This window comes from Mesorhizobium sp. AD1-1 (genome assembly GCF_020164655.1).
Taxonomy (GTDB): Bacteria; Pseudomonadota; Alphaproteobacteria; order Rhizobiales; family Rhizobiaceae; genus Mesorhizobium; species Mesorhizobium ciceri.
Window position 1 is genome coordinate 152,969 of sequence record NZ_JAIUGP010000016.1, and the last position, 22,218, is coordinate 175,186.

At 61.7% G+C, this 22,218-nt stretch carries 17 protein-coding genes and 1 pseudogene; 5 read left to right on the forward strand and 13 right to left on the reverse strand.

Annotation, left to right across the window (positions count from 1 at the left end; genetic code table 11):
* The first annotated feature begins 54 nt into the window (after window positions 1-54).
* The 3 genes from LB519_RS25900 to LB519_RS25910 are packed head-to-tail and all read left to right on the forward strand — an operon-like array spanning window position 55 to window position 3,597.
* Window positions 55-1,602, forward strand: a complete 1,548-nt coding sequence (locus LB519_RS25900) for an ABC transporter ATP-binding protein (protein WP_063172969.1) — start codon at window positions 55-57, stop codon at window positions 1,600-1,602.
* The gene (locus LB519_RS25905) at window positions 1,586-2,677 is read left to right on the forward strand and encodes an ABC transporter permease (protein WP_013529892.1); all 1,092 of its coding nucleotides are present in this window, start codon (window positions 1,586-1,588) and stop codon (window positions 2,675-2,677) included. Before LB519_RS25900 ends, LB519_RS25905 begins: the two co-directional genes overlap by 17 nt.
* Complete coding sequence (locus LB519_RS25910) at window positions 2,677-3,597, forward strand: ABC transporter permease (RefSeq protein WP_224621516.1); 921 nt, start codon at window positions 2,677-2,679, stop codon at window positions 3,595-3,597. Before LB519_RS25905 ends, LB519_RS25910 begins: the two co-directional genes overlap by 1 nt.
* A gap of 10 nt (window positions 3,598-3,607) precedes the next feature.
* Here the strand turns inward: LB519_RS25910 and LB519_RS25915 are convergent, their stop codons facing one another.
* From LB519_RS25915 to LB519_RS25975, 13 genes are all read right to left on the reverse strand, one after another.
* Window positions 3,608-4,540: an ABC transporter permease gene (locus LB519_RS25915; protein ID WP_013529890.1), complete on the reverse strand. Its 933-nt coding sequence runs from the start codon at window positions 4,538-4,540 to the stop codon at window positions 3,608-3,610.
* Window positions 4,533-5,609, reverse strand: coding sequence for an ABC transporter permease (locus LB519_RS25920; protein ID WP_224621517.1), 1,077 nt, complete (start codon window positions 5,607-5,609; stop codon window positions 4,533-4,535). Before LB519_RS25920 ends, LB519_RS25915 begins: the two co-directional genes overlap by 8 nt.
* Window positions 5,606-7,129 (reverse strand): ABC transporter ATP-binding protein, encoded by a 1,524-nt coding sequence (locus LB519_RS25925; RefSeq protein ID WP_224621518.1) that lies wholly within the window; start codon window positions 7,127-7,129, stop codon window positions 5,606-5,608. The genes LB519_RS25920 and LB519_RS25925 overlap by 4 nt, the downstream gene beginning before the upstream one ends.
* 32 nt (window positions 7,130-7,161) lie before the next feature.
* On the reverse strand, window positions 7,162-8,181 hold the full coding sequence (locus LB519_RS25930) for a BMP family protein (RefSeq protein WP_013529887.1): 1,020 nt from the start codon (window positions 8,179-8,181) through the stop codon (window positions 7,162-7,164).
* A 379-nt stretch (window positions 8,182-8,560) separates the two neighbouring features.
* Window positions 8,561-9,451, reverse strand: a complete 891-nt coding sequence (locus tag LB519_RS25935; protein WP_224621519.1) for an aromatic ring-hydroxylating oxygenase subunit alpha — start codon at window positions 9,449-9,451, stop codon at window positions 8,561-8,563.
* Window positions 9,452-9,688: 237 nt separating this feature from the next.
* Entirely contained in the window at window positions 9,689-10,480 is a 792-nt protein-coding gene (locus tag LB519_RS25940) for a helix-turn-helix domain-containing protein (RefSeq protein ID WP_013529886.1), read from the reverse strand.
* A gap of 462 nt (window positions 10,481-10,942) precedes the next feature.
* A complete protein-coding gene (locus tag LB519_RS25945; protein WP_224621520.1) occupies window positions 10,943-12,130 on the reverse strand; it encodes a porin in 1,188 nt (395 codons plus the stop codon).
* 319 nt (window positions 12,131-12,449) lie between these two features.
* Window positions 12,450-13,724: a serine hydroxymethyltransferase gene (gene glyA, locus LB519_RS25950; protein ID WP_024505107.1), complete on the reverse strand. Its 1,275-nt coding sequence runs from the start codon at window positions 13,722-13,724 to the stop codon at window positions 12,450-12,452.
* 79 nt (window positions 13,725-13,803) lie between these two features.
* Complete coding sequence (locus LB519_RS25955) at window positions 13,804-14,763, reverse strand: 2-hydroxyacid dehydrogenase (protein WP_127366628.1); 960 nt, start codon at window positions 14,761-14,763, stop codon at window positions 13,804-13,806.
* Between the two features lie 13 nt (window positions 14,764-14,776).
* The gene (locus LB519_RS25960) at window positions 14,777-15,982 is read right to left on the reverse strand and encodes an aminotransferase class V-fold PLP-dependent enzyme (protein WP_224621521.1); all 1,206 of its coding nucleotides are present in this window, start codon (window positions 15,980-15,982) and stop codon (window positions 14,777-14,779) included.
* A 55-nt stretch (window positions 15,983-16,037) separates the two neighbouring features.
* Window positions 16,038-16,904 carry a formyltetrahydrofolate deformylase gene (gene purU, locus LB519_RS25965; RefSeq protein WP_013529881.1) on the reverse strand — a complete coding sequence of 289 codons (867 nt, stop codon included), beginning with the start codon at window positions 16,902-16,904 and terminating at the stop codon, window positions 16,038-16,040.
* Window positions 16,901-17,794, reverse strand: a complete 894-nt coding sequence (locus LB519_RS25970) for a methylenetetrahydrofolate reductase (protein WP_224621522.1) — start codon at window positions 17,792-17,794, stop codon at window positions 16,901-16,903. The genes purU and LB519_RS25970 overlap by 4 nt, the downstream gene beginning before the upstream one ends.
* A 143-nt stretch (window positions 17,795-17,937) precedes the next feature.
* On the reverse strand, window positions 17,938-19,194 hold the full coding sequence (locus LB519_RS25975) for an aminomethyltransferase family protein (RefSeq protein ID WP_224621523.1): 1,257 nt from the start codon (window positions 19,192-19,194) through the stop codon (window positions 17,938-17,940).
* A gap of 698 nt (window positions 19,195-19,892) precedes the next feature.
* Here LB519_RS25975 and LB519_RS25980 point away from each other — a divergent pair.
* Together LB519_RS25980 and LB519_RS25985 are read left to right on the forward strand one after the other, a co-directional pair.
* The gene (locus LB519_RS25980; protein ID WP_224621524.1) at window positions 19,893-20,540 is read left to right on the forward strand and encodes a response regulator transcription factor; all 648 of its coding nucleotides are present in this window, start codon (window positions 19,893-19,895) and stop codon (window positions 20,538-20,540) included.
* A gap of 316 nt (window positions 20,541-20,856) precedes the next feature.
* Window positions 20,857-22,218, forward strand: a pseudogene (locus LB519_RS25985) (hypothetical protein); the annotation flags it as partial.

The following is a 22,218-nucleotide window of genomic DNA, read 5'->3' on the forward strand; positions in this document are numbered from 1 at the left end:
GTCTCCCTGCCTGGTTCCCGTCCAACCTCGCTTCACGCCACGGCAGGACCCGCCATGCATCCGCGTCTAGAACTGCGCAACATCTGCAAGCGCTATCCCGGCGTCGTCGCCAATGACGACGTCTCGCTGTCTATCCAGCCCGGCGAAATCCACGCCGTGCTGGGCGAAAACGGCGCCGGCAAATCGACCCTGATGAAGATCATCTATGGCGCGGCGCAGGCCGATTCCGGCGAGATCTTCTGCGACGGCAATCCGATCGCGGCGCACAACCCGGCGACGTCGCGCGCGCTCGGCATCGAGATGGTCTACCAGCACTTCGCGCTGTTCGAATCCGTTTCAGTGGTCGAGAACATTGCGCTCTCGGCAAGCAGCGCCTTCGATCTGCCCTCGCTTGCCGCCAAGATCCGCGAGCTTTCGCTTCGCTACGGTATGCCGATCGATCCGCATCGCCAGGTGCATGACCTCTCTGTCGGCGAGCGGCAGCGCGTCGAGATCGTGCGCTGCCTGCTGCAGGCGCCCAAGCTTCTTATCCTCGACGAGCCGACTTCCGTGCTGACGCCACAGGCGGTGGTCAAGCTGTTCGAGACGCTTCGACAACTCGCCGCTGAAGGCTGCAGCATCGTCTACATCAGCCACAAGCTCGACGAGGTGCAGGAGCTCTGTGACACCGCAACCGTGCTGCGCAACGGCAAGGTCACCGGCACCGCTCGGCCGAAAGAGACGACCTCGCTCGAGCTCGCCCGCATGATGGTCGGCTCGAAGCTGCCGGAAATGCATGTCAGCCCGCCGACCCCGAGCGAGAAGCCAGTGCTCGAGGTCAACAACCTTTCGGTCAAGGCAAGAGACCATTTCGGCGTGGATCTGAAGGACGTCTCCTTCAACGTTCATGGCGGGGAAATCGTCGGCCTGGCGGGAGTGTCCGGAAACGGCCAGGCGGAGCTTATCGCCTTGCTCAGCGGCGAACGCACGCATCACAACAACGACGCGATCAGGATTTGCGGTACCGCTGCCGCTCGCCTTCGTGCCGACGAGCGCCGCAAGCTCGGTCTCGCCTTCGTTCCCGAGGAACGGCTGGGCCGTGGCGCGGTACCGTCGCATACGCTGTGGGAGAACGCGGTTCTGACCGCCCATCGCTTCGGCACCGTCCGCAACGGCCTGGTCGACCGGCGCAAAGCCAGCGCCTTCGCAGCTGGCATCATCGACAGGTTCAAGGTCAAGGCCAACGGTCCGGCTTCGACGGCACAGAGCCTGTCGGGCGGCAATCTGCAGAAATTCATCGTCGGCCGTGAGATCGCGCTCGAGCCGAAGCTTCTGCTTGTCTCCCAGCCGACCTGGGGCGTCGATGTCGGCGCCAGCGCCTTCATCCGCCAGACCATCGTCGACCTCAGCCGCGCCGGCGCGGCGGTGCTCGTCGTCTCCGAAGAACTCGACGAGCTGTTCGAGATTTGTGACCGGCTTCTGGTGATCTGCCAGGGGCGCGTGTCACCGCCGCTGGTACGCAAGACGACCGACCGCGAAGAGGTCGGGCTGCTGATGACCGGTCGAACGATGAGCACGGATCAAATGGCAATTGGGAGTGGCGACGTTGCGCTTCAGGATTGAACAAAGGCCGGAGCCTTCGGCAACAATGCGCGTCGCGGCGCCGGTGCTGGCGTCGGTTTTGACGCTGGTCGTCGGCTCGATCTTTTTTGCCTCGCTCGGACACGATCCGCTGCCGACGCTCTACGCCTTCTTTGTCGAGCCGTTGAATTCCCTCAACGGTTTGTCGGAATGGCTGCTCAAGGCTTCGCCGCTGATCCTCATTGCGTGTGGGCTGGCTATCGGCTTCCGCGCCAATGTCTGGAACATCGGCGCCGAGGGCCAGTTCACCATGGGCGCGATTGCGGCGAGCGGCGTCGGTCTTTTCTGGCCGAACCCGGACAGCGTGCTGCTGTTGCCGTTGATGTTCGTTGCCGGCATGGGCGCCGGCATGGCATGGGCGGCGATCCCTGCCTTCCTGCGCGCCCGCATGAACACCAACGAGATCCTGGTCACGCTGATGATGACCTACATCGCGACGCTGTTCCTGTCCTATCTCGTGCATGGACCGTGGCGCGATCCGGCCGGTTTCAACTACCCGCAGACGGCACTTCTGCCGACAGCCGCCCTGTTCGAATCCTTCGACCCGGCCTATCGGCTCAACCCTTCGATCTTCATCACCGTCGTCGCCGTGTTCGTGATGTGGCTGTTCACTGACCGCAGCTTCCTTGGCTACAAGATGTCGGTGAGCGGAGCGGCACCGCTTGCCGCCCGCTATGCCGGCTTTCGCGAATCTGCCGCCGTCTGGATCGGGCTGATGGCGGGTGGTGCGGCCGCCGGCATCGCCGGCATGGCGGAAGCCGCCGGGCCGCTCGGCCAGCTCTCGCCGCAGATTTCGCCCGGCTACGGTTTCGCGGCCATCATCGTCGCCTTCATCGGCCGGCTGAACGCCTTCGGCATCGTGCTTGGCGGGCTGTTGATGTCGCTGCTTTTCCTCGGCGGCGAAGGCGTGCAGATGACGCTGGGCCTGCCCTCGGCGCTGACGCGCATCTTCCAGGGCATCCTTCTGTTCTTCCTGCTCGCCGCCGACTTCTTCATTTTTTATCGCATCCGCCTGATACGGCCGGCCCGAGACACGCACGCGCTGGAGACAGCCTGATGGATTTGATCATCGCCATCTTCACCGGCACCGTCATCGCCGCCACGCCGCTGATATTCGCTGCCCTCGGTGAACTCGTGGTGGAGAAGTCCGGCGTGCTCAACCTTGGCATCGAAGGCATGATGCTGATGGGCGCGGCATTGGCTTTCTGGGCCGTCACAGCGGGCTATCCAATGCCGGTTGCGATCCTTGCTGGCGCCCTGGCAGGTGCCGCCGCCTCGCTGCTGTTCGGCGTTCTGGCACTGACCTTCCTCACCAATCAGTATGCGGCCGGACTGGCGCTGGCCATCTTCGGTTCCGGCGTGTCGGCCTTCCTTGGCCGCGGCTTCGGCAGCGAGCCTATCGAGGCGCTGCACGGCATCAACGTCTCTGTTCTGTCCGATCTGCCGCTGATCGGTCCGTTGCTCTTCCGCTTCGATCCGATGGTCTACCTAGCTCTGGTGATGTTCGCTGCCATCAGCTGGTTTCTCTACCGCACGAAGGCCGGGCTGATCTTGCGAACGATCGGCGAGTCACCGCAGACATCGCATGCGATCGGCTATCCCGTGATCAGGATCCGCTACATGGCCGTGTTGTTTGGCGGGGCGATGGCTGGCCTGGCGGGCGCCTATCTGTCCGTCGCCTACACACCGCTCTGGGTCGAGAACATGACTGCCGGCAAAGGCTGGATCGCACTGGCGCTGGTGGTTTTCGCCACATGGCGCCCGCTGCGCATCCTGCTTGGCGCCTGGCTGTTCGGCGGCATGACGATCCTCCAGCTGCAGGGACAGGCGCTCGGACTGGAAGTGCCGTCCGAACTGCTCTCGGCCCTGCCCTATCTCGCGACAATCATCGTTCTGGTGCTGATCTCGCGAAACCGGCAAATGCTGGCGCTGCACTTCCCGGCTTCGCTAGCAAAGCCTTTCCGTCCGGCGGGTTGAGCAGCAGGGTCTATTCCCTGTTGTAGGGAATGCCGAGCGCCACGGGCTGATGGGTGCGCGACCGCAGGCCCGCAAGCAGCACAAGTGACGCCACATAGGGCAAGACGAGGAACAACTGGTGGGGGACAGGAATCCCCACCACTTGCGCATGGATGCCCAACGCCTCCAGAAACGCGAAGATGAAGATCGCTCCAACGATCCGGAACGGCATCCAGTTGCCGGCGATGATCGCGACCACGACCAGCCAGCCGCGGCCGGCAATGAGATCGGGAACGAACTTGTCCGAATAGCCAAGCATCAGGAAGGCGCCGCCGAAGCCGGACATCATGCTGCCGAACATGATCGCGAGGCACTGCCTGAGGCCGACGTGCAGGCCCTTGACGTCAAGCGCCTTCGGATTTTCGCCGACACAGCGCACCTCAAGGCCGTATTTCGTTCGGTAGAGAAAAAACCAGACGAGGATGGGCACCAGGAAGCTGACATAGGTCAGCAGGCGTTGGGAAAACAGCACCGGCCCCAGGATCGGAATATCCGACAGATAGGGGATCGGAACCTGGTCGAAGCCGATGAAGGTCGGCGCCTCGCGACCGCCAATATAGGCCTGGAACCAGAACAGCGTCACGCCCGATGCCAGGAGATTAAGGGCAAGGCCGGCTACGAATTGCTCGGCCTTCAAAACAATCGTGACGAACGACATGATCAGGCTGCTCGCGGCGCAGGCCAGGATGGCTATCGCCAGAGCCAGCCAAGGCGATCCGGTTGTTGAGGCAACCATGTAGGCGACAATGGCGCCAATCAGCATGGTGCCTTCGACAGCGATGTTCCAGATGCCCGCGCGCTGCGTGACGAGTTCGCCCATTGCCGAAAAAAGCAATGGCGTGGCAATGCGGACCATCGCCGCCAGGAGGCTTATCAGAAGCGGGCCCTGCAGCAGCTCAAGCATGGACTTCCCTCCTCACGATCTGAAGGCGCGTTGCGACGGCGGCACTGAGAAAGAACAAAAGCACCAGCCCTTCCATCGCCGACACCAGGCCTGCCGGCGTGCCACTCTTCAGCCGCATGTAGATCGTGCCGCTTTCCAGCGCGCCGAAGAACAGGGCGGCGATCATCACGCCGCTCGGGCGCAGTCCTCCCACCATGGCAACGACGATCCCCGAACTGCCGATGCCAAGCAGCGTCTCGGCACGCAGCCGGTGCGAGACACCGAAAAGCTCGCCGGCGCCAGCCAGTCCCGCCAGGGCCCCCGACATCAGCATGACGGTCAGCAGAAGCCGGCGCACATTGGTGCCGCGAAACGTCAGCGCGGTCGGGTTTGAGCCGAACGCGCGGATTTCGTAGCCCAGCGACGTCTTGTCGAGCAGCACCGCTGCGAATGCCGAGGCGGCGAGAGCGAACAGGAAGCCGACATGCAGCTTTCCCGCCCCAACGGACAAGAGGATCGGCCACTCCAGACTTGGATCGATGGGCGGCGACTGGTGATAGGATACGGTCACGCCTGTCGCCATCCAGGGGCCGCCATCGAGAAGGTAGGCGAGCAGGTACATGACGACGTAATTCAGCATCACCGTCGAAATGATCTCGCTGGTGCCGAACCTGGCTTTCAGTGCGCCGGCCAACAGGCCGAGCACGCCGCCGCCCGCCATTCCGGCCAGCGCGAGTGTGCAGACGGCCAGCCAGCCTGGCAATGGCGCTATCCAGAAACTCACCCAATAGGCGGCCATCGCGCCGGCGAACACCTGCCCCTCCTGGCCGATGTTCCAGATCTTGGCCCTGAATGCGAACACCGTGCCCAGCCCGACAAGCAACAGCGGGGTTGCCTTCGCCAGCGAACCGAGCAATGCGCCTTGGCTGCCGAATGCACCGACGATCAGGGCCGTGAAGGCCCTTGCAGGATCGCCGCCGGAAAGCCTCAGCAAAACAGCGGAAGCCAGGAGAGCACCTGATATCGCCGCCGAATAGCAGACGACGTTCCATCCCAGGCTGCTGCCCGAGCGTCGTTGAAATGAAATCATTGAATTCCCTGCGTAAGCTGGCTGGCATCGCCTGCCATCATCATTCCAAGTTCGAGGAGGCTGGTCTCCTCGGGTCGCACGATGCCCATGATCCGGCCCTTGAACATGACCGCTATGCGATCGCAAAGGCGCAGCAGGTCTTCGAGTTCCTCTGAGGCGAGCAGGATCGCAAAGCCGGCGGCCCGCTTTTCCAGGATTTTCTCGTAGACGAATTCGGAGGCCGCAACGTCGAGCCCTCGCGTCGGCTGGTTGGCCAGCAACAGCCGCCGCGCATGCTGGAACTCGCGGGCAAGAATGACACGCTGCGCATTGCCCCCCGACAGTCGCTCCACCGGGAGGTCCGCCGAGGCGGTCGCGACCTTGTATTCGTCGATCTTGCGCCTCGCCAACTCAGCCAGTTTGCGGCGATCGAGGAACGGACCGCGACAATATTCCGGCGATCGCTGCCAGCCGAGGACAAGGTTTTCGGCGGTTCCGAACTCCGGGATCAACCCTTCGAGGAAACGATCGTCCGGAATGAAACCCACGCCGCTGTCGAGAATCTGGCGAGACGTCGGCGCGGTGACCGGGCTTCCTTCCAGCGAGAAACCGCCCGATTGAAGCGCGCGGACTCCCATCAATACCTCGAACAGTTCCTTCTGGCCGTTGCCGGCAACGCCAGCCAGCCCGAGAACCTCGTTGGCGGCGACGGTAAACGTCACGTCCTTGAGGACATCCTCGCCCCATTCGCCAACCGCCGACACCTTTTCGACCGAGAGGATTTCTCCCGCCGGCGTGACGGAATTGTCCCTGACGTTTTTCGTCACCTTGTGCCCGACCATGAGGGCGGTAATCGCCTCGGCTGTCGTATTGGCGGTGTCCACCGTAGCGACGACCTTGCCTTTGCGCAGGATGGTGACCCTGTCGGATTGCATCACCTCGCGCAGCTTGTGACTGATCAGGACAATCGACAATCCACGCTTGCGCATCCCATCAAGGATGACGAAGAGCTGGTCGGATTGCTGCGGCGTCAGGACCGCCGTCGGTTCGTCCAGGATCAGCAGCTCGGCACCGAAATAGAGCGCTTTGAGGATTTCCACCCATTGCTGTTCACCGACCGACAATTGCCAGAGTTCGCGATCGAGGTCGATGTCGATGCCGCAGTCCCTGCAGAGGCCGAGAACCCTGCGGCGGGCATCGGCCTTCCTCAGCAGCAACCCGACATCGGCACTGCCGACGATGATGTTTTCGAGCACGGTGAAGTTCGACACCAGCACGAAATGCTGGTGAACCATGCCGATGCCTAACCGCAAGGCATCGGCGGGAGAGTTCAATTCCACCACCTCGCCCTTGAAGCGTATCTCGCCGCTATCGGCTTTGTAGTAGCCGTAGAGGCAGGACGACAGCGTCGACTTGCCTGCCCCGTTTTCACCGAAAAGGCAGTGGATCTCACCCTTGCGGATATCGAGATTAACCCCGTCATTGGCAATGACGCTGCCAAATCGCTTGGTAAGGTTCTGAACGTTCAGCAGGTCTTCCATTGGGTCGCACCGGGCTGCCTGGTTGATGTGTCTTACTTCACCTCGGCGGTGTTGAGCGGAACGACAAACTTGCCGGAAAGAATCTCCTGCCGCTTGGCAGATATTTCGCCCTTCACCGCCTGCGGGATCTTGCCGTCGAAATCATGATAGGGTGCGATGTCGGTGCCGCCTTCGGCCATCGAAAACCATTTCGGTTCGGCGTTGCCATTGAATTGCGCACCGGCCTTGTGTTTCAGCCATTCGCCGATGATCCAGTTGAGATCGGGTTTCCAGCTGATGATGGCGCTGGACGCAATGGCGTCGGGCGCGACCTTGCTCTGGTCGTTGATGTTGGCGAAGCACATGATCTTGTGCTCCTGGCAGGGTTTGAAATTGTCGGTCAGCATGAAAACGACGTCGGCGCCGGCCGCGATCTGCACATTGGCATGCTCAGCCGCCAGCGCATTGTCGGACCACGAGCCGATGAACGAAAGCCGATGCTGGATGTCCGGCCTGATCGACTTTGCACCCTCGAAGAACGCATTGATCTGGTCGTTGACGTCATTGGCTGGAAAGGTGCCGACGATGCCAACCATGCCTGTCTTGGTGGTATGGCCAGCCAGCATCCCAAGCAGGTAGGAAGGCTCATGCAGCCGCTTGTAGATCCAGTATTGATTTGGCCCGGCTGGGTGATTGCCGGAGCCGGTGACAACAAACATCAGGTCGGGGAACTCGACACTCAGCTTCTGGACCTGGTCCGAATAGGTGCCATGGCCCCAGATGATGTCGTATTCACCACTCTCTGCGTAGAAACGCATGGCGTTCTCAGCATCGTCTCCGTACAGCGGATCGGTATGTTCCCATGCAATCTCCAGCCCCTCGGGCCTTTCCTGTTTCAGTTGCTCAAGCGCGTCGAGCAGCGTCCGGTCCCAGCCGACGTCAGGCAGGTCCTGCAGGATAACAGCCAGTTTCAGCGTCTTTGGGACATCCGCGAATGAGCGTACAAGCCCCGACAGAAGCAGGGCGCCCGCCGTGCCCAGGATTGCCGTGCGTCGCGTAATGGTATTCGTCATCGCTTGATCCTCTCATTCCAGTCCGAGAACTGTCCAATGCCGCCCTGTCGTCATCCGGATGTTCTTGTCTTTTCCGGTTGCCTACTTGGAGGCGGCGATCGCCTGGACAACGTCCCCATGGCGTTGTTGGCAGCCGGTCTTCGGGCTTAGGTCCGAAACTTCCACGGCGAAGGTCGGCTAACAATGGCTGCGATTTCTTTCGCGCATATCCACAATTAATCATGTCCGAAAATGCGCCCATGACTAGAGCATAGTGCCGAAAAGTGTGAAGCGGTTTTCACGGACAAACGGAAACCGTTTGTCCAGACATCATGCTCTATCTCTTTGATCTAGAGGCGGATTCCGATTTCAGGTCGATTCGACCTGAAATCATCCGGCTCTAGTGTGCGCCGATACCGTTGCCGGCCACGACGCCATAACGCAGGCCCCTTTCGCGCAGCCAGCGGCGGTAGGCGGCCGACGCGGCGTCGGCGCGGATCGGCACCTCGGAATGGGGATCCAGCGGCAGCCTCTTCGGAACCTGATTCTCCAGGATCGGCTTGTCCTGACCCAGGATGGTCTGATGAAATCGCCTCAGCGTCGCGAGGTCGCGGATCTCATCCAGCAAGCAGATGACGATATGGACGAGCACCCAGTCCTCTTCGACCGGCTGTCCGAACAGCGCGATGACGTCGCGTCGGTTGCGTTGCCGAGACCCCGTCTTGTAAAGGACGGCGCAGAACGGGTGCGGCACCCGGTAGATGTATTCCGTATCGGCCCCTGTCGTCGAACCCGCATTCGCCTGCGGCTGGTAGAACTCGCAATCGGTGACCATTATTTCGGGTGGCTCGGCCGAAACCTGCACTTTGTAACGCTTGACCTCGGTGTGCGGCTCCTCGCCGAGAATGCCGGTGTGGACGAATGGGAAATGCCCCATGTCGAGAAAGTTCTCGACGGCCCTGGGCGCCGATACGTTTACCCTTACGACGCCCTGGATGATGTGGCGGCGATCGGCTTCGGAAAATTCCGGAATCTCGAACAGGTCGCGCTCCGGCGTGCCGAGCGTCGTCCAGACATAGCCGAACCGCTCGATGACAGGTAGCTCTGTTTGGGCAGCTTCGACGGTAGCGTGGCCTTGCCAGACGGCGGCCTTGCCCTCGCGCCGGCCAACGGCAATCGGCTCACCGAGCAGGACCGTCCTCACCGCCCGATCGATCGGCAAGTCCTCGACACAGGCGACGACATGCCAGTCGTTGAGCGCAACGGGATCGAGATGAGAGAAATTGCTCATGGTGCTGTCCAGCCTGGAATGTCTGTTGTCGGTGAACGGATCTGGCCAAGGCGCGACCGGCAACCAGGTTGCAAGACATCGGTCCGTTGCCTGACGCCGGATCAACCCTGATTGCCCGACAATTCATTTGTGCCTGGAAAACCGCCATGTCCGCTCTTGAGGAAAGCATATCGCCAGTTCACCCGCCGGTTCTGGAGGCAATGCTTGCCTCGTCACCCGGAGGCACGTGGGCAACCATCAGGCGTTGCGCTTCTGCTCTCTGAGCTCGGTCGGTGAACAGTCGAACGCCAGCTTGACCTGCCGCGAGAAATGATAGGGGTTCTTGTAGCCGACCTGGTAGGCGATCTCGCTGATCGACAGTCCTGTCCGCTGCAGCAGATGCGTGCCGTAATCGAGGCGGCAACGCCACAGATATTTGGCCGGCGTCATGCCGAGATGTTTCTTGAACGCCGAGACCAGATATTGCGGGCTGACGCGCACCTGCTGCGCCACCCGCTCGATCGACAGATCGGCGGCAAAGTTCTCTTCGAGGAAACGGCGTGCCTGCAGGATCGTCTGCGGGATCGGCCGCTCCGCCTCGATCACCTCGGCCTCGTAGATGAAGGCGTGGAGCAAGGCGTTGGTCAGCGACTCGCGAACACCACTGCGGCCGCCACGCTCGCCGAGGCCAAGATCAACACCCAACTGCATGAGGGTGTGGACCATCGGCGAGGCGACGATGAACGGCGCGAACTTCTCGCGCTCCTTGTACAGCCACGCCGCGTTCTGCGGCCGGCCATCGCACCAGCTGACATGGGTCAGCGTTTCCGGCGCCACCGACGTCATGTAGCGATCACGCGTGAGCGACAGAGCACATTGTCCTGCCTCCAGTTGCAGGACGCTGTCATCCGCCTCGAGCGTCAGGGATCCGACGTGGACAAGCATGAAGGCCAGATAGTCGCCACCGATCGGCCCGTAGTCGCCGCCATTCTCATAGGTTAGTTCGCCGAAGGTGTTCTCGCGGCTAAGGTCGATCGGTGGCAGGCGCATATCGGCTTCCCCCTGTCAGACTGCCGGTGCCATGCAAATGAAGTCGATCCGCGTTCCGGCTGCGTCTCCAATTGTCGAAGCTATGGCCTCGTGACGCAAGATACCGCCAATCAACCTGCTCATGGCGGCAGACCGATGCTTCCACGCGCACAGGCCCAGGCTAGCCGAGGCGATCCGCCAGGCGATCTCCAGAGAGGCCGCCCTTGAACGCTCGCTGGTCAACGGCTTGTCGAGATCGACGTCGAGCCGCGCTGGCCAGTCGTCGTCACTCGGGTGGGATCACACTGGTGGACATAGCCGGAATGAAGGGCGCCTTGGTCAAAGGCGCCCTTCGCATCGGCGGCGCGCTTCGGTCCTGGAGGTACGGACTCAAGCATTTTGAGAGGAGCCACCCGATGAGCTCACTGGGCCGGCTTGCCCAGCGAGCATTCGTATATCTCGGCGAAGTGCTACAACAATCCGCTAGAAGTCGCGCTGGAAGCGGAGGAGGCCGCCGACGCTATTCTCTTTCGTAGCGCCGACCCAGTTACGGTTGTCAATCTGGCCAAACTTGCCATCGTGGTTATAGTCAACTTCGGCCGTGACCGTGAAGCCGGGGACGACATCGTAGGCAACGTTTGCCGCGACACCGTAATTCTTGTCATCGTCAGCGGAAACCTGGAGATTGAACGAGGTCTTCTCGTTGAACTTGTAGGTGCCGCCTCCCCAGACTGCCCAGTTGCCGCCCCACTGCTTATAGAAGTTGCGGTCGATGTTCTTGTCGGTGCCGTAGCCGGCCATCAAGAACAGAGACAGAGCGCTCGAAGCGTTCACGTCCAAGCGAACCTTGCCGGCATATTCTTCGAAGGTGCTGTCATAAGCAGCGACGCCCGTGATCGCGCCCCAGCCCTGCGTGTACTTCACGCCGCCGACGACATGCGGGACATAGCTGTCGATCGTGTCGTAACCCGAACTGATGTACGTGAAAGGCGGGACGCCGGTCGGGCCAGCGCTGCCGCTACCTTCTTCGAGGGAAACCACGCCCGACAAACCGTTGCCGAGGTCGAAGTAGTATTGGACGACGTTGCTGTCGAAGCCGCCATAGGGGACGATCGTGTCGTTGATGACGTTGCCGGCGTAACCGATGAAGGTGTCGAAGGCCGGGTCGTCCTTACCGACGCGCAGACCACCGAGCTGGATCCAGGCGAAGTTCAGCGTAATGCCCGTGTTGCGGGCCTGCCAGTTGTTGCGGCTGTCGTTGGTCGTGGCCTGGTTGGCATAGTCGCCGAAGCTGTTGCCGAAGTTGAAGCGGGTCTCGGTGTAGGTCTTCAACGTGCCGAGTTCGGTTTCCTGGCCGGTCCAGGTCTTCAGGTTGAAGCGGGCATTCTTCCAGTAGGTCGAGTGGTCGTCTTCGCCCATGCTGTCAGGAACGTGATTGACGCCATCGAACGAACCGGCATCACCCACGCCGACGTCGTAGCGGACATAGCCGCCGATGCGCAGGCAGGTTTCGGTGCCGGGGATGTAGAAGTAACCAGCGCCGTAGACGTCGCAGATCTTGACGTATTCAGCGGGTTCCGGCTCGGCGGCGACGACGGCGTCGGCGGCGCGCGCACCGGAAACTGCGATCAGAGCCGCAGCTGAGCCGAAAAGAAGGCTCTTGATGTTCATTTTCCTCTCCATTCAAAAGATCAAAAAAAGCCAGGGTATCTTTCGAGGCTGGCAACCCGCTCCCCGGAAAACGCCGCACCCATGGATCCAAGCTCCTCCTGCCGTCCGCAGCCGAAGGCGCCACTTCCGTCAATCGACGGAAATTGCTTGCAAAATGGCTCGAACGACAAACTTGGCGGTGGATGTATGCGGTGATTTCGCGATGACGTTAGGACAGGCGCAACTCGTCACGAATGGCGCTGCTACGCAAAACCATATCTGTGGCTAATGCCCTGTCCGCGGCAGCCATGTATCTGCCTGTGGCGCGCTCCCCGGACGGTCAACCGGGTCTGGGCTCGTAGATCGGGAATGCCTCGCAAAGCTCCTCGACCGACCGCCGAGCCGCCTTCTCCTGTTCGGCGCCCCATTGCGTTCCGACCGCATCCAGCACGTCGGCTATGAGATTGCCGACACGGGCAAACTCGCCCTCGCCGAAACCGCGCGTGGTGGCGGCCGGTGTACCCAGCCGTATACCGGAGGTGACGGCAGGCGGCGCCGGATCGAAAGGAATGCCGTTCTTGTTGCAGGTCAGCCCTGCCCTGCCCAACGCCTCCTCCGCGTCCTTGCCGGACAGGCCCTTGCCGCGCAGGTCGACCAGCAGCAGATGCGTATCGGTTCCGCCGGAGACAATGTCGAATCCGCGCTCGCCAAGCGTCGCGGCCAGCTTTCTGGCATTCGCCACCATCTGCCGGGCATAGGTCTTGAACCCGTCCTCCAAGGCTTCACCCAGGGCAACGGCCTTGGCAGCAATGACATGCATCAGCGGGCCTCCCTGCAGGCCAGGGAACACCGCCGAATTCAGCTTCTTGGCGATGTCCTGGTTGTTGGTCAGGATCATGCCGCCGCGCGGGCCGCGCAGCGTCTTGTGCGTCGTGGTGGTGACGATATCGGCGACCTCCACCGGGTTGGGATGCACGCCGCCGGCGACCAGGCCGGCGAAATGCGCCATGTCGACCATCATCAGCGCGCCGACGGCATCGGCGATCGCCCGGATGCGCTTGAAGTCGATGATGCGCGGATAGGCCGATCCACCCGCGATAATCAGCTTTGGCCGTGTTTCCCGCGCCTTGGCCTCCAGCTCCTCATAGTCGATAAGGCAGTCGCTCTGGCGCACGCCGTATTGCACGGCGTTGAACCACTTTCCCGACAGTGTCGGCCGGGCACCGTGCGTCAGATGCCCGCCGGCGGCGAGCGACAGACCCATGAAGGTGTCGCTCGGCTTCAGCATGGCGAGCATCACCGCGCCATTGGCCTGGGCGCCGGAATGCGGCTGCACATTGGCGTGCGCCGCGCCAAACAGCCGGCAGGCCCTGTCGATGGCAGCCGCTTCGGCCAGATCGACATATTGGCAGCCGCCGTAGTAGCGGTGCCCCGGATAGCCCTCGGCATATTTGTTGGTCATCACCGAGCCTTGTGCCTCCAGCACAGCCGGCGAAACGATATTTTCGGATGCGATCAGCTCGATTTCGGACCGCTGCCGGCCCATCTCGCGTGCAATCGCATCGGCGACCACCGCATCCTGGAGCTTGAGGTTCCTCTGGAAAAAGCCGGTCATTCTGCTCGTCTCCTGGCGGCAAAAGGCGGACACGGTTTTCGGCGTCGCCATTGCCTGGTGTTGGAATTGAAACGGGGAGCTAGTTCACCGCGTCAGGCGGGGTGCGGCCTTCGAAGAAGGCCGACAGATTGTCGATCACCCGCATGCCCATTGCGATGCGCGTTTCGCTGGTGGCGCTACCCAGATGGGGCAGCAGCACGACATCTTCACGCTCCGTCAAGGCGCGCGGCACAGACGGCTCCGTCTCGAACACGTCGAGCCCGGCACCAGTAATCCGACGCTCACGCAGCGCCTGGACCAGTGCGTCCTCATCCACCACATCGCCACGCGCCGTGTTGATCAGGAAGGCTGATTTCTTCATGCGGGCAAGACGACGTTCGTTGATGAGGCGGGTGTTTTCGCCACCGCCCGGACAATGCAGCGACACGAAATCCGAGGCCGCCAGCACCTCGTCCACAGTCGCCAGCTGCCGCGCCGGCATGCCGGGGTGGGGAACCGGCTGGCTGTCGAAGAAGACGACCTCCATGCCGAAGCCGAAGTGACAGCGCCTGGCCATGGCCTGGCCGATCCTTCCCATGCCGATGATGCCGACGGTCTTGCCGCTGACCTGGGTGCCGCAGAGATGCGTCGGCCGCCAGCCGGTCCATTTGCCGGAGCGCAGCTCGCGCTCGCCCTCTCCGGCACGGCGCGCGCACATCAAAAGCAGCGTCATGGCGAGATCGGCGGTGGCATCGGTCAACACGGCGGGCGTGTTGGTGACGATCAGCCCTGCTGCGCTGGCGGCGGCAATGTCGATGTGGTTGAAGCCGACACCGAAATTGCCAAGTATTCTTGTCCTGACTCCGCCTGCAAAGAGATTCGCGCCAAGCCGATCGGTTACGGTCGGCAGCACGGCATCGGCAAGCAGCAGGGCCTGGCGAAGCTCTTGTTGCTCATAGGGCCGATCGGCTTCATTCAGCGTGACATCGAAATGGTCGCCAAGGCGCTGTTCGACCTCATGCGGCCAGCGCCGGGTAACGATTACCTTCGGTTTGCTCATGGCTACGATCCTCTCAAGCCGCGCGTTCGTGCCGCGGCTGCAAGGTCCGGCCGATCTCGGCGCGGTACCATTCCTGCGCAGCGGCAACACCGGAGCCGGCCTCGATTCGGGCTCCGGCGTCGCGTAACGACATTTCCGCCGAGGCCAGGGCGGCGAGGCACATGACCTCGTTGAGGTCGCCGAGATGGCCGATGCGGAACACGCGGCCAGCCACCTTGCTGAGGCCCGCGCCGAAGGATGTGCGATATCTGGAATATCCGTTGGCGATGACCTGTCTGGCATCGACATCCTCGGGGACGACGATCGCCGAAACCGTATCCGACCACCATTTTTCCTCGTTGGCGCAGAGCTTTAGTCCCCACGCATGCACGCCGCGGCGCACACCTTCGGCGAGCCGGTGGTGCCGGGCAAAAATCTGCTCCAGTCCCTCGGCAAAGATAAGGTCGAGGCTGGCTCTCAGGCCAAGCAGCAACTGCGTTGGCGGCGTATAGGGGAAGAAGCCGGTCTTGGACGAAGCCTGCATATCCTCGAAGCTGAAATAGCAACGCTCCATGCGCGACTGCTTGTGCGCTTCCAGAGCCTTGGCGCTCACCGCCAGGATGCCGAGACCGGCAGGCAGCATCAGCCCTTTCTGCGAACCGGTGATGGCGAGGTCGACGCCCCATTCGTCCATCCGGAAATCGATCGAGCCGATCGAGCTGACGCCGTCGACGAACAGCAGCGCATCGTGAGCCGTTTCGTCGAGCGCGGCACGCACGCCGGCAATGTCGGACGTGACGCCGGTCGCGGTCTCGTTGTGGGTGGCGAATACCGCCTTGATCTTGCTGCCCTTGTCGTCGCCCAGCCGTTGCCGATAGGCGTCGAGCGGAACACCCTCGCCCCATTCGACGTCGAAACAGTCGACCTTCAACCCAAGCCGCTCGGCCATGTCGACCCAAAGATGCGAGAACTGGCCGAAGCGCGACATCAGCACCCGGTCGCCGCGGTTGAGCGTGTTGGAGATTGCCGCTTCCCAGGCGCCGGTGCCTGAGCCCGGAAAGATGAAGACGCTGCCGGTTTCGGTCTTGAAGATCTGCTTCAGGTCGCGAAACAAGGGCAGCACCAGTTCCGGAAAATCCGGTGCGCGCATATCCTGCATCGGCACGTTCATGGCCCGCCGCACAGCGTCGGGAATGTTGGTCGGACCCGGGATAAAGAGATGCGCCGTTCCATTTTTCATGATCTGGTTCTCCTGTTGATATGAGCATCGCCACACACGGGTCGGTGTTGCCGCCTTACGCGAACACAACCGTTTTTCGTCCGTTGATCATCACGCGGGCTTCGAGGTGCCGTTTGATGGCACGCGCCAGAACGCGGCTTTCGATGTCACGGCCGGCCGCGATAAAATCCTCGACGCTCATGGAATGCGTTACCCGCTCGGTTTCCTGCTCGATGATCGGCCCCTCGTCGAGTTGGGCGGTCACATAGTGAGCCGTGGCGCCGATCAGCTTCACTCCGTGCTCGAAAGCCTGGTGATACGGCCGCGCGCCCTTGAAGCTTGGCAGGAACGAATGGTGGATGTTGATGACCTTGCCGAACAGGCGCCCCGCGAGGTCGTCGGAATACACTTGCATGTAGCGAGCCAGGACGACGAGGTCGGCGCCGACGTCCTCGATCACCGCCAGTATCCGGCCTTCCTGTTCCTGCTTGTTCTCCTTCGAGATGGGCAAGACGTGGTAGGGAATGCCAGCCCATGCCGCAGTTTCGCGGCTGTCTTCGTGGTTGGAGATGATCGCTGCGACCTCGGCTTCGAGCCAGCCAACACGGATCTGGTAGATGAGGTGAAGCAATGCATGGTCAAACTTCGAGACCATGATGACGATTTTCGGCCGACGGCTCCGCTCAAGCAGGCGGCTGCTCAGGCCGAAGCGATCCACCACAGGCGCAAGTCCCTTGGTGATGGCATCGGCAGACACCCAGGCGGGCGCCGAAAAGGCAATGCGCATGAAGAAACGGTTCGAGGCCCTGTCCCAATGCTGGCTGCTTTCAGCAATGTTCGTGCCAAGGTTGGCGAGTTCGGTCGTCACTGCCGCTACGATCCCGGCCTGGTCTTCGCAGGACAGCGTCAGAATGAACGACAGTCGAAGCGCTGCACAATTCATCGTTCGTTGACCCGCGGCCAGCACGCCTCGCGATAATCGGCGAACCAGGCAAGCGTCTTTTCCCATCCGCCGAATGGGAAGAAATGGAGGTGTAGTGGCGCGGTCGGCGCCGGGTAGCTTGCCGCCATGGTTTGTAAGATCTCGGCTGGGTTCCGGTCGGCCACGATGTTGAAGAGGCCGCTGGCGGAACGCCGCAGCGCCGCGATCGAAGGGCCGACACCGCACATCATGGCGAACCGGATGAGTTTGGTAAGGTTGGTCACACCGGCCAGACCAACATGAACCGGCAGCCCGGGATGCGCCGTATGCAGACTGCTCGCCCAGGCGGCGATCATGTCGCCATCGAAGGCGAATTGCGATACGACCCTGGCTTCCAGCGACCGCTCGGCACAGATGTCGAGCTTGCGCCGCAATGCGTCCGTCAGCACGGCTTCGACGATGCTTGGATGCCCTTCCGGATAGCCGGCAACGAAGGCGGTTCGTATCGCACTGTCTTTGACCACGGGATGGGCGAGCAACTGGGTTGCCTCTCCCAACGGCCCCGGAAAGAGAGCCGGATTGCCGCCAAGAAAGAGCGCTTCGCTTATCCCGTTTCGACTGTGGGCGGTGACAAGATCGACATAGTCCTGCTCCGAATTGAAGTTCCGCGCGCCCAGATGTGGCACCGGCACAAAGCCCAACTCCTTGATCCGGCGCGCTGCTTCGATTTGCAAAGCCTCGGGCTTGCCGGGAAGGTGAGTAAGAAAGACGCGCGAGCCAAGCGGGAAGCAGTCGGCTGGTGGCGCAAAGGTGCATGCCTGCGCCGGTGCCAGTTCGATCGACACCTCCGCGTCGAACGCAAATGTAGCCGAACCTCGCGTCTGGATAAGCTCTTGGCGCATGTCGTTCATGATCTTTCCAGGTCTCTCCCGACCAGCTCCACGATTTCGCGGCACCGTAGGCCGCGGCAATGGGAGCCGGGCAGACCAGCTGCCCGGCTTGTCGTCACGGGAGGATGCAACGACAGGACTCTCAGTTCTGAAACAGCGTTTCGCTAACCGTTGGCGGCGCGTTTGAGCGACAGGAACGGCAGCCCCACGACATGCGCCCTGACATCGGCCGCCACGCCGTCCTTGTTCCACTTCAGCGTGAGCTCGGTGCCGGTCTCGGCGGCCTCACGCCGCAGATGGCCGAAGCCGATCATCCTGCCGGTCGAAGGTGACCAGGCGACGCTGCTGGCGTGCCCAACTTCCTTCCCGCCGCGAAAGGCTTTCAGCGGATACCACTGCACGCGCCGCAGATTTCCGGGCGCATTGCTCTCAAGCCCCTTGCCGTCGAGGGCTTGCGACCAGTCGATGTCGAGCCCGACGAGCTGGCGATGGTCACCCGTGTTCGACATGCGCTGCAGCGCCGCCTTGCCGATGAAATCGGCCTTGCGAAAGTCGACCAGCCGGCCCAGGCCGAGGTCGAAGGGCGACGCACGATACTTTCCAGCTGCCTGAATGCCGGCGCCGCCATGGTCTGGGCCGGCACTTGTATAGTCGTAGCCAACGATCAGCAGCCCGGCTTCGAGACGTGCTATGTCGAGCGCCCAGGCGCCGGCAGGAAGGATGCCAAAAGGCTTGCCTGCCGCCTCGACCGCGTCCCACACGGCGGCGCCGTCATCCGCCTTGACCCACAATTCATAGCCATGCTCGCCGGTAAAACCCTGGCGCAGGATCTCGACCCGTCTGCCGGCAATTGTGACGATGGCCAAGCGAGAGAACGGCAATTCCTGCACGGACTGGGTGACAGCCTCCAGCACTTCGCGGGAACGCGGTCCCTGCAAGGTGAGGATGCCGTAACTATCGGATATGTCGGTGACACGGACGTCGAGGCCTTCGGCATGCTGCTTCCACCAGGAAAGGCCGGGATCGGCGGAAACGCGGAAGGTGGTTTCATCCATGCGGAAAACCAGACCGTCGCCGACGACATGGCCGTTCTCGTCGCACCACGGTGCATAGTAGATCTGGCCGACCTGCAGCTTCTTGATGTCGCGCGGGATGAGCGCATCCATCATCCTCTCGGCATCCGGACCGGCAATGACATATTTCGACAGTGGTGACATGTCGCCCATGGCCACCCTGTTGCGGATAGCCGCCAGTTCCTCGACCATATCGGAGTAGCAATCGACGACCATGTTCCTGTCCCAGCGCATCCAGAGTGCGTTCTGGTTCAGTGGCGCCGTCCGTTCGACGAAGGGCGTGCCGCGAAAGGCGACATGGGCATCTGCCACCACGCTCAGGCCGGACGTGAATTTGATGTCGTTCATTCCAGGTCTCCTCCCAGTCGCAAGGCACTTTGCTGCGACATTCGACGACAACGGGTGAGGAACAGCGCACCTCGCGCCATGGAACGAAACCATCCAAGCGCAGACTGCAGGGACGGCTTCCTGCGAGCAGCAATCCGCTCAGTCAGATGTCTCTTGCCTCATCCGTATCTTGGGTGAGACTTTCACTTCGCAGCGTTTTTCGGAATGCCCCCGGTTGCCGACGGCATACCCGCAGTTCAACCTGAATATTTGAAGCCGCCGTCGGATTGCTTTCGCTGTCAGCCTTCACCGGCAAATGCTCGCTTGCGGTCGACCAGGTAACGCCGTCGCACCGCACAAGCTCGGCCCGTTCAGCCGTAGCATCGAAGCCTGAATTGGCAGCTCGACGCGTGGGGGGAAAGGCGGTAGCGCGCTGGCGCTACCAAATTTCTCACCCAGGAGTGCGGTGAGACGTCCGGCGATTTCGACTTCGATTCCGCGGATCCACGTGCAATCGAAACGCTGGCATTTCAACCAAGTCCAGCATCGCCTCCGCAGAATCGTCAGCCAGCCTGCTAGGTGCGAGGGAGCCCGCCGGTCCGCCGTAGATTATAGCAACATGTATATTAGCTATTCCTTGACAATCGATGTGGGCTCTGGTTTCCTGATTTTACGGGTATTTAACCAAGTTCGTTGCGTTTTTTACGGACGGTGTTCGCATGTCAACAGTGGTTGTCGCGGACCCGCGGGGGGTATATCTCGCCGGTCTGGAATGGGTGTTGCAGAAGGCTGGACACGATGTTGTCGCCCAGTGTCGCCGCCCTGTGGACGTTCTCGCTCATGTGGAGCGCCATCAGCCTGATATGGTCATCGTAGGCGTGGATCTCGCGGATCAGCAGACATCAGGTCTTTCCTCACGGCTGAAGGCCGGCAACAGCACTCTCGGCATCATCTTCATCGTGCAGCCAACCGGCAGGCTCGATGTCAGGGAAATACAGACGCTCGACGTCGATGGCCTGTTTCTGGACGGCATCAGCCACCGCTTTCTCATCGAATGCGTGAATGCGGTGGCGGCGGGCAAGAAGTGGATCGACAACAAGATCGTCCAGCAGCTGCTGATGCCCGGCTCGCAGCCGCAGCCAATGTCCCGGCTGACCGGGCGGGAGACCGAAATCGCCGATCTCGTCTCGCGCGGGCTGCGCAACAAGACCATCGCGCAGCGGCTGCATTTATCCGAAGGCACGGTGAAGATGCACCTGCATCACGTCTACGAGAAGTTGCACCTAGGCGGCCGGGCGGAACTGGCCTGGATGACGCACGGCAAAGCCGCCGAGCGTCCTGGAATGGGCCGAACCGGCCTGCTCTGAACACTCTCCACTCGCACCGACATTGTACGCACGGCAACGGCCGCAGAGCCGTCTGACGGCATCTGGCGCGTGCCTGCGCGACCTCCCGCAGCGCCCGTCAACCTGACCTATCGAAGGATATATATCGTTCGATCAGGTGCGGACATTGACCGCAATACTATCGAAGCGGGAATGGACGCGCCCTCTGCGCCGGCGGCACAATGAAATTGGAGGGGCGCATTTCAGTATGCGACCGGCTGCACCGGGGTAGGTGCATTTCCGGCATTAGGGGCTGCATCCCTTTTCCAGAGAGAATTTTGAACCAAGGAGAATCTCCATGGCACTCGACATCTTGACCCAGGACATCGTCCTCGACGAGACCACCGGTTTTACGGACGATGATATCAATCCGGCCATTCCGCCTTACGATACCAACCCCACGGTGCAATATCTCCTAAGTCTCGACGATCCGGGTGGGCTGACCTCGCCGGAGGTCGCCTTCCAGGCCAACTTCGTCGTGGCCTCGGCGAGCGCGGGAGAAACCATCACCTCGGTCGTCCTCTCCCAGAATCTCACCGGAACCCCGTTTTCCACCACCGTCGGCGTCAACAGCGGCATTCAGACGGTCGATGGCAATTATGTCTGGCTGTTCAAAGACGCAGACCCGACCCATGCAAACGTCGTAATCGGTGTCATCGGCACCTCTGACCCGTCCGCCGCACCGGCCGCAACCGGCCCGCTCGCTTTCTCGTTTGGGCTGGTCAGCACCAGCGCCGCCAATGCGGACCTGTACACGGTCGAGTATGTGCCGTTGCTCAATCCGGACGCGACCAATCCGGACGACCGTATCGGTTTGACCAACAAGGTGTTCGCGTCGGTCACCGGCACCTCCGTGGCTAGTTTTCTGGGCTCAGCCGCCGCGCCCGGCAACAATGATTTCTATTTGATCAATTCGGCCAATGACGCTTCCAAGCAGCTGCTGGTAATCGGTTTGAACGGTGGCAGTGCCAACGTCAGCGAACAGGGCTTCGGCATCAACAACCAGAGCATCAATCCGAACGAAACGCTGCAGGTCGATTTTGTCACCGGCGGTACCCTGAACGCAGGGAGTGCGTCGCAAATCCAGTACGGCAACCACATCGAGACCATCACGCAGGCCGGGTTCACGATCAGCCAGATCACACCTTCCACTCCGACTGCGCGTGTGGACGTCACCGTCAGCGCCTTCAACAATACGGGCAACGACCAAGGCACGAACTTCTTTGACGGCACCACGACCAGCCCCGCGGATATCACCGGCATCAAGTTGACGGGTACATCGGGGTTTGCGTCCGTCATCACTGTCGATGGCACCTATGCGACCGGCAGCGGCAACATCACCGTCACCGGGCTCAGCGGGACCGGAAACGCCGTCACCATCACCGGGCTCGATAACACCACCACCGTTGATATCACCACCGGCAGCCCAATGGATCGGCTGACGGTCAAAGGGGTCGATGCAAACGAGGGGTGCGACATCTCCGAGTTCCATTTCTCGGCGACGAGCACCAACGCCTATAGCGAAGAGGTCGGCTCCCACATCAACTTCGACGATGATGGCCCGAGCATCTCGACCACCGGCGCCGAGCCGACGCTGACCGTCGACGAGTCGGTTCTTACCACCAACGACACGCAGAGCTTTGCCGCCAACTTCAGTTCG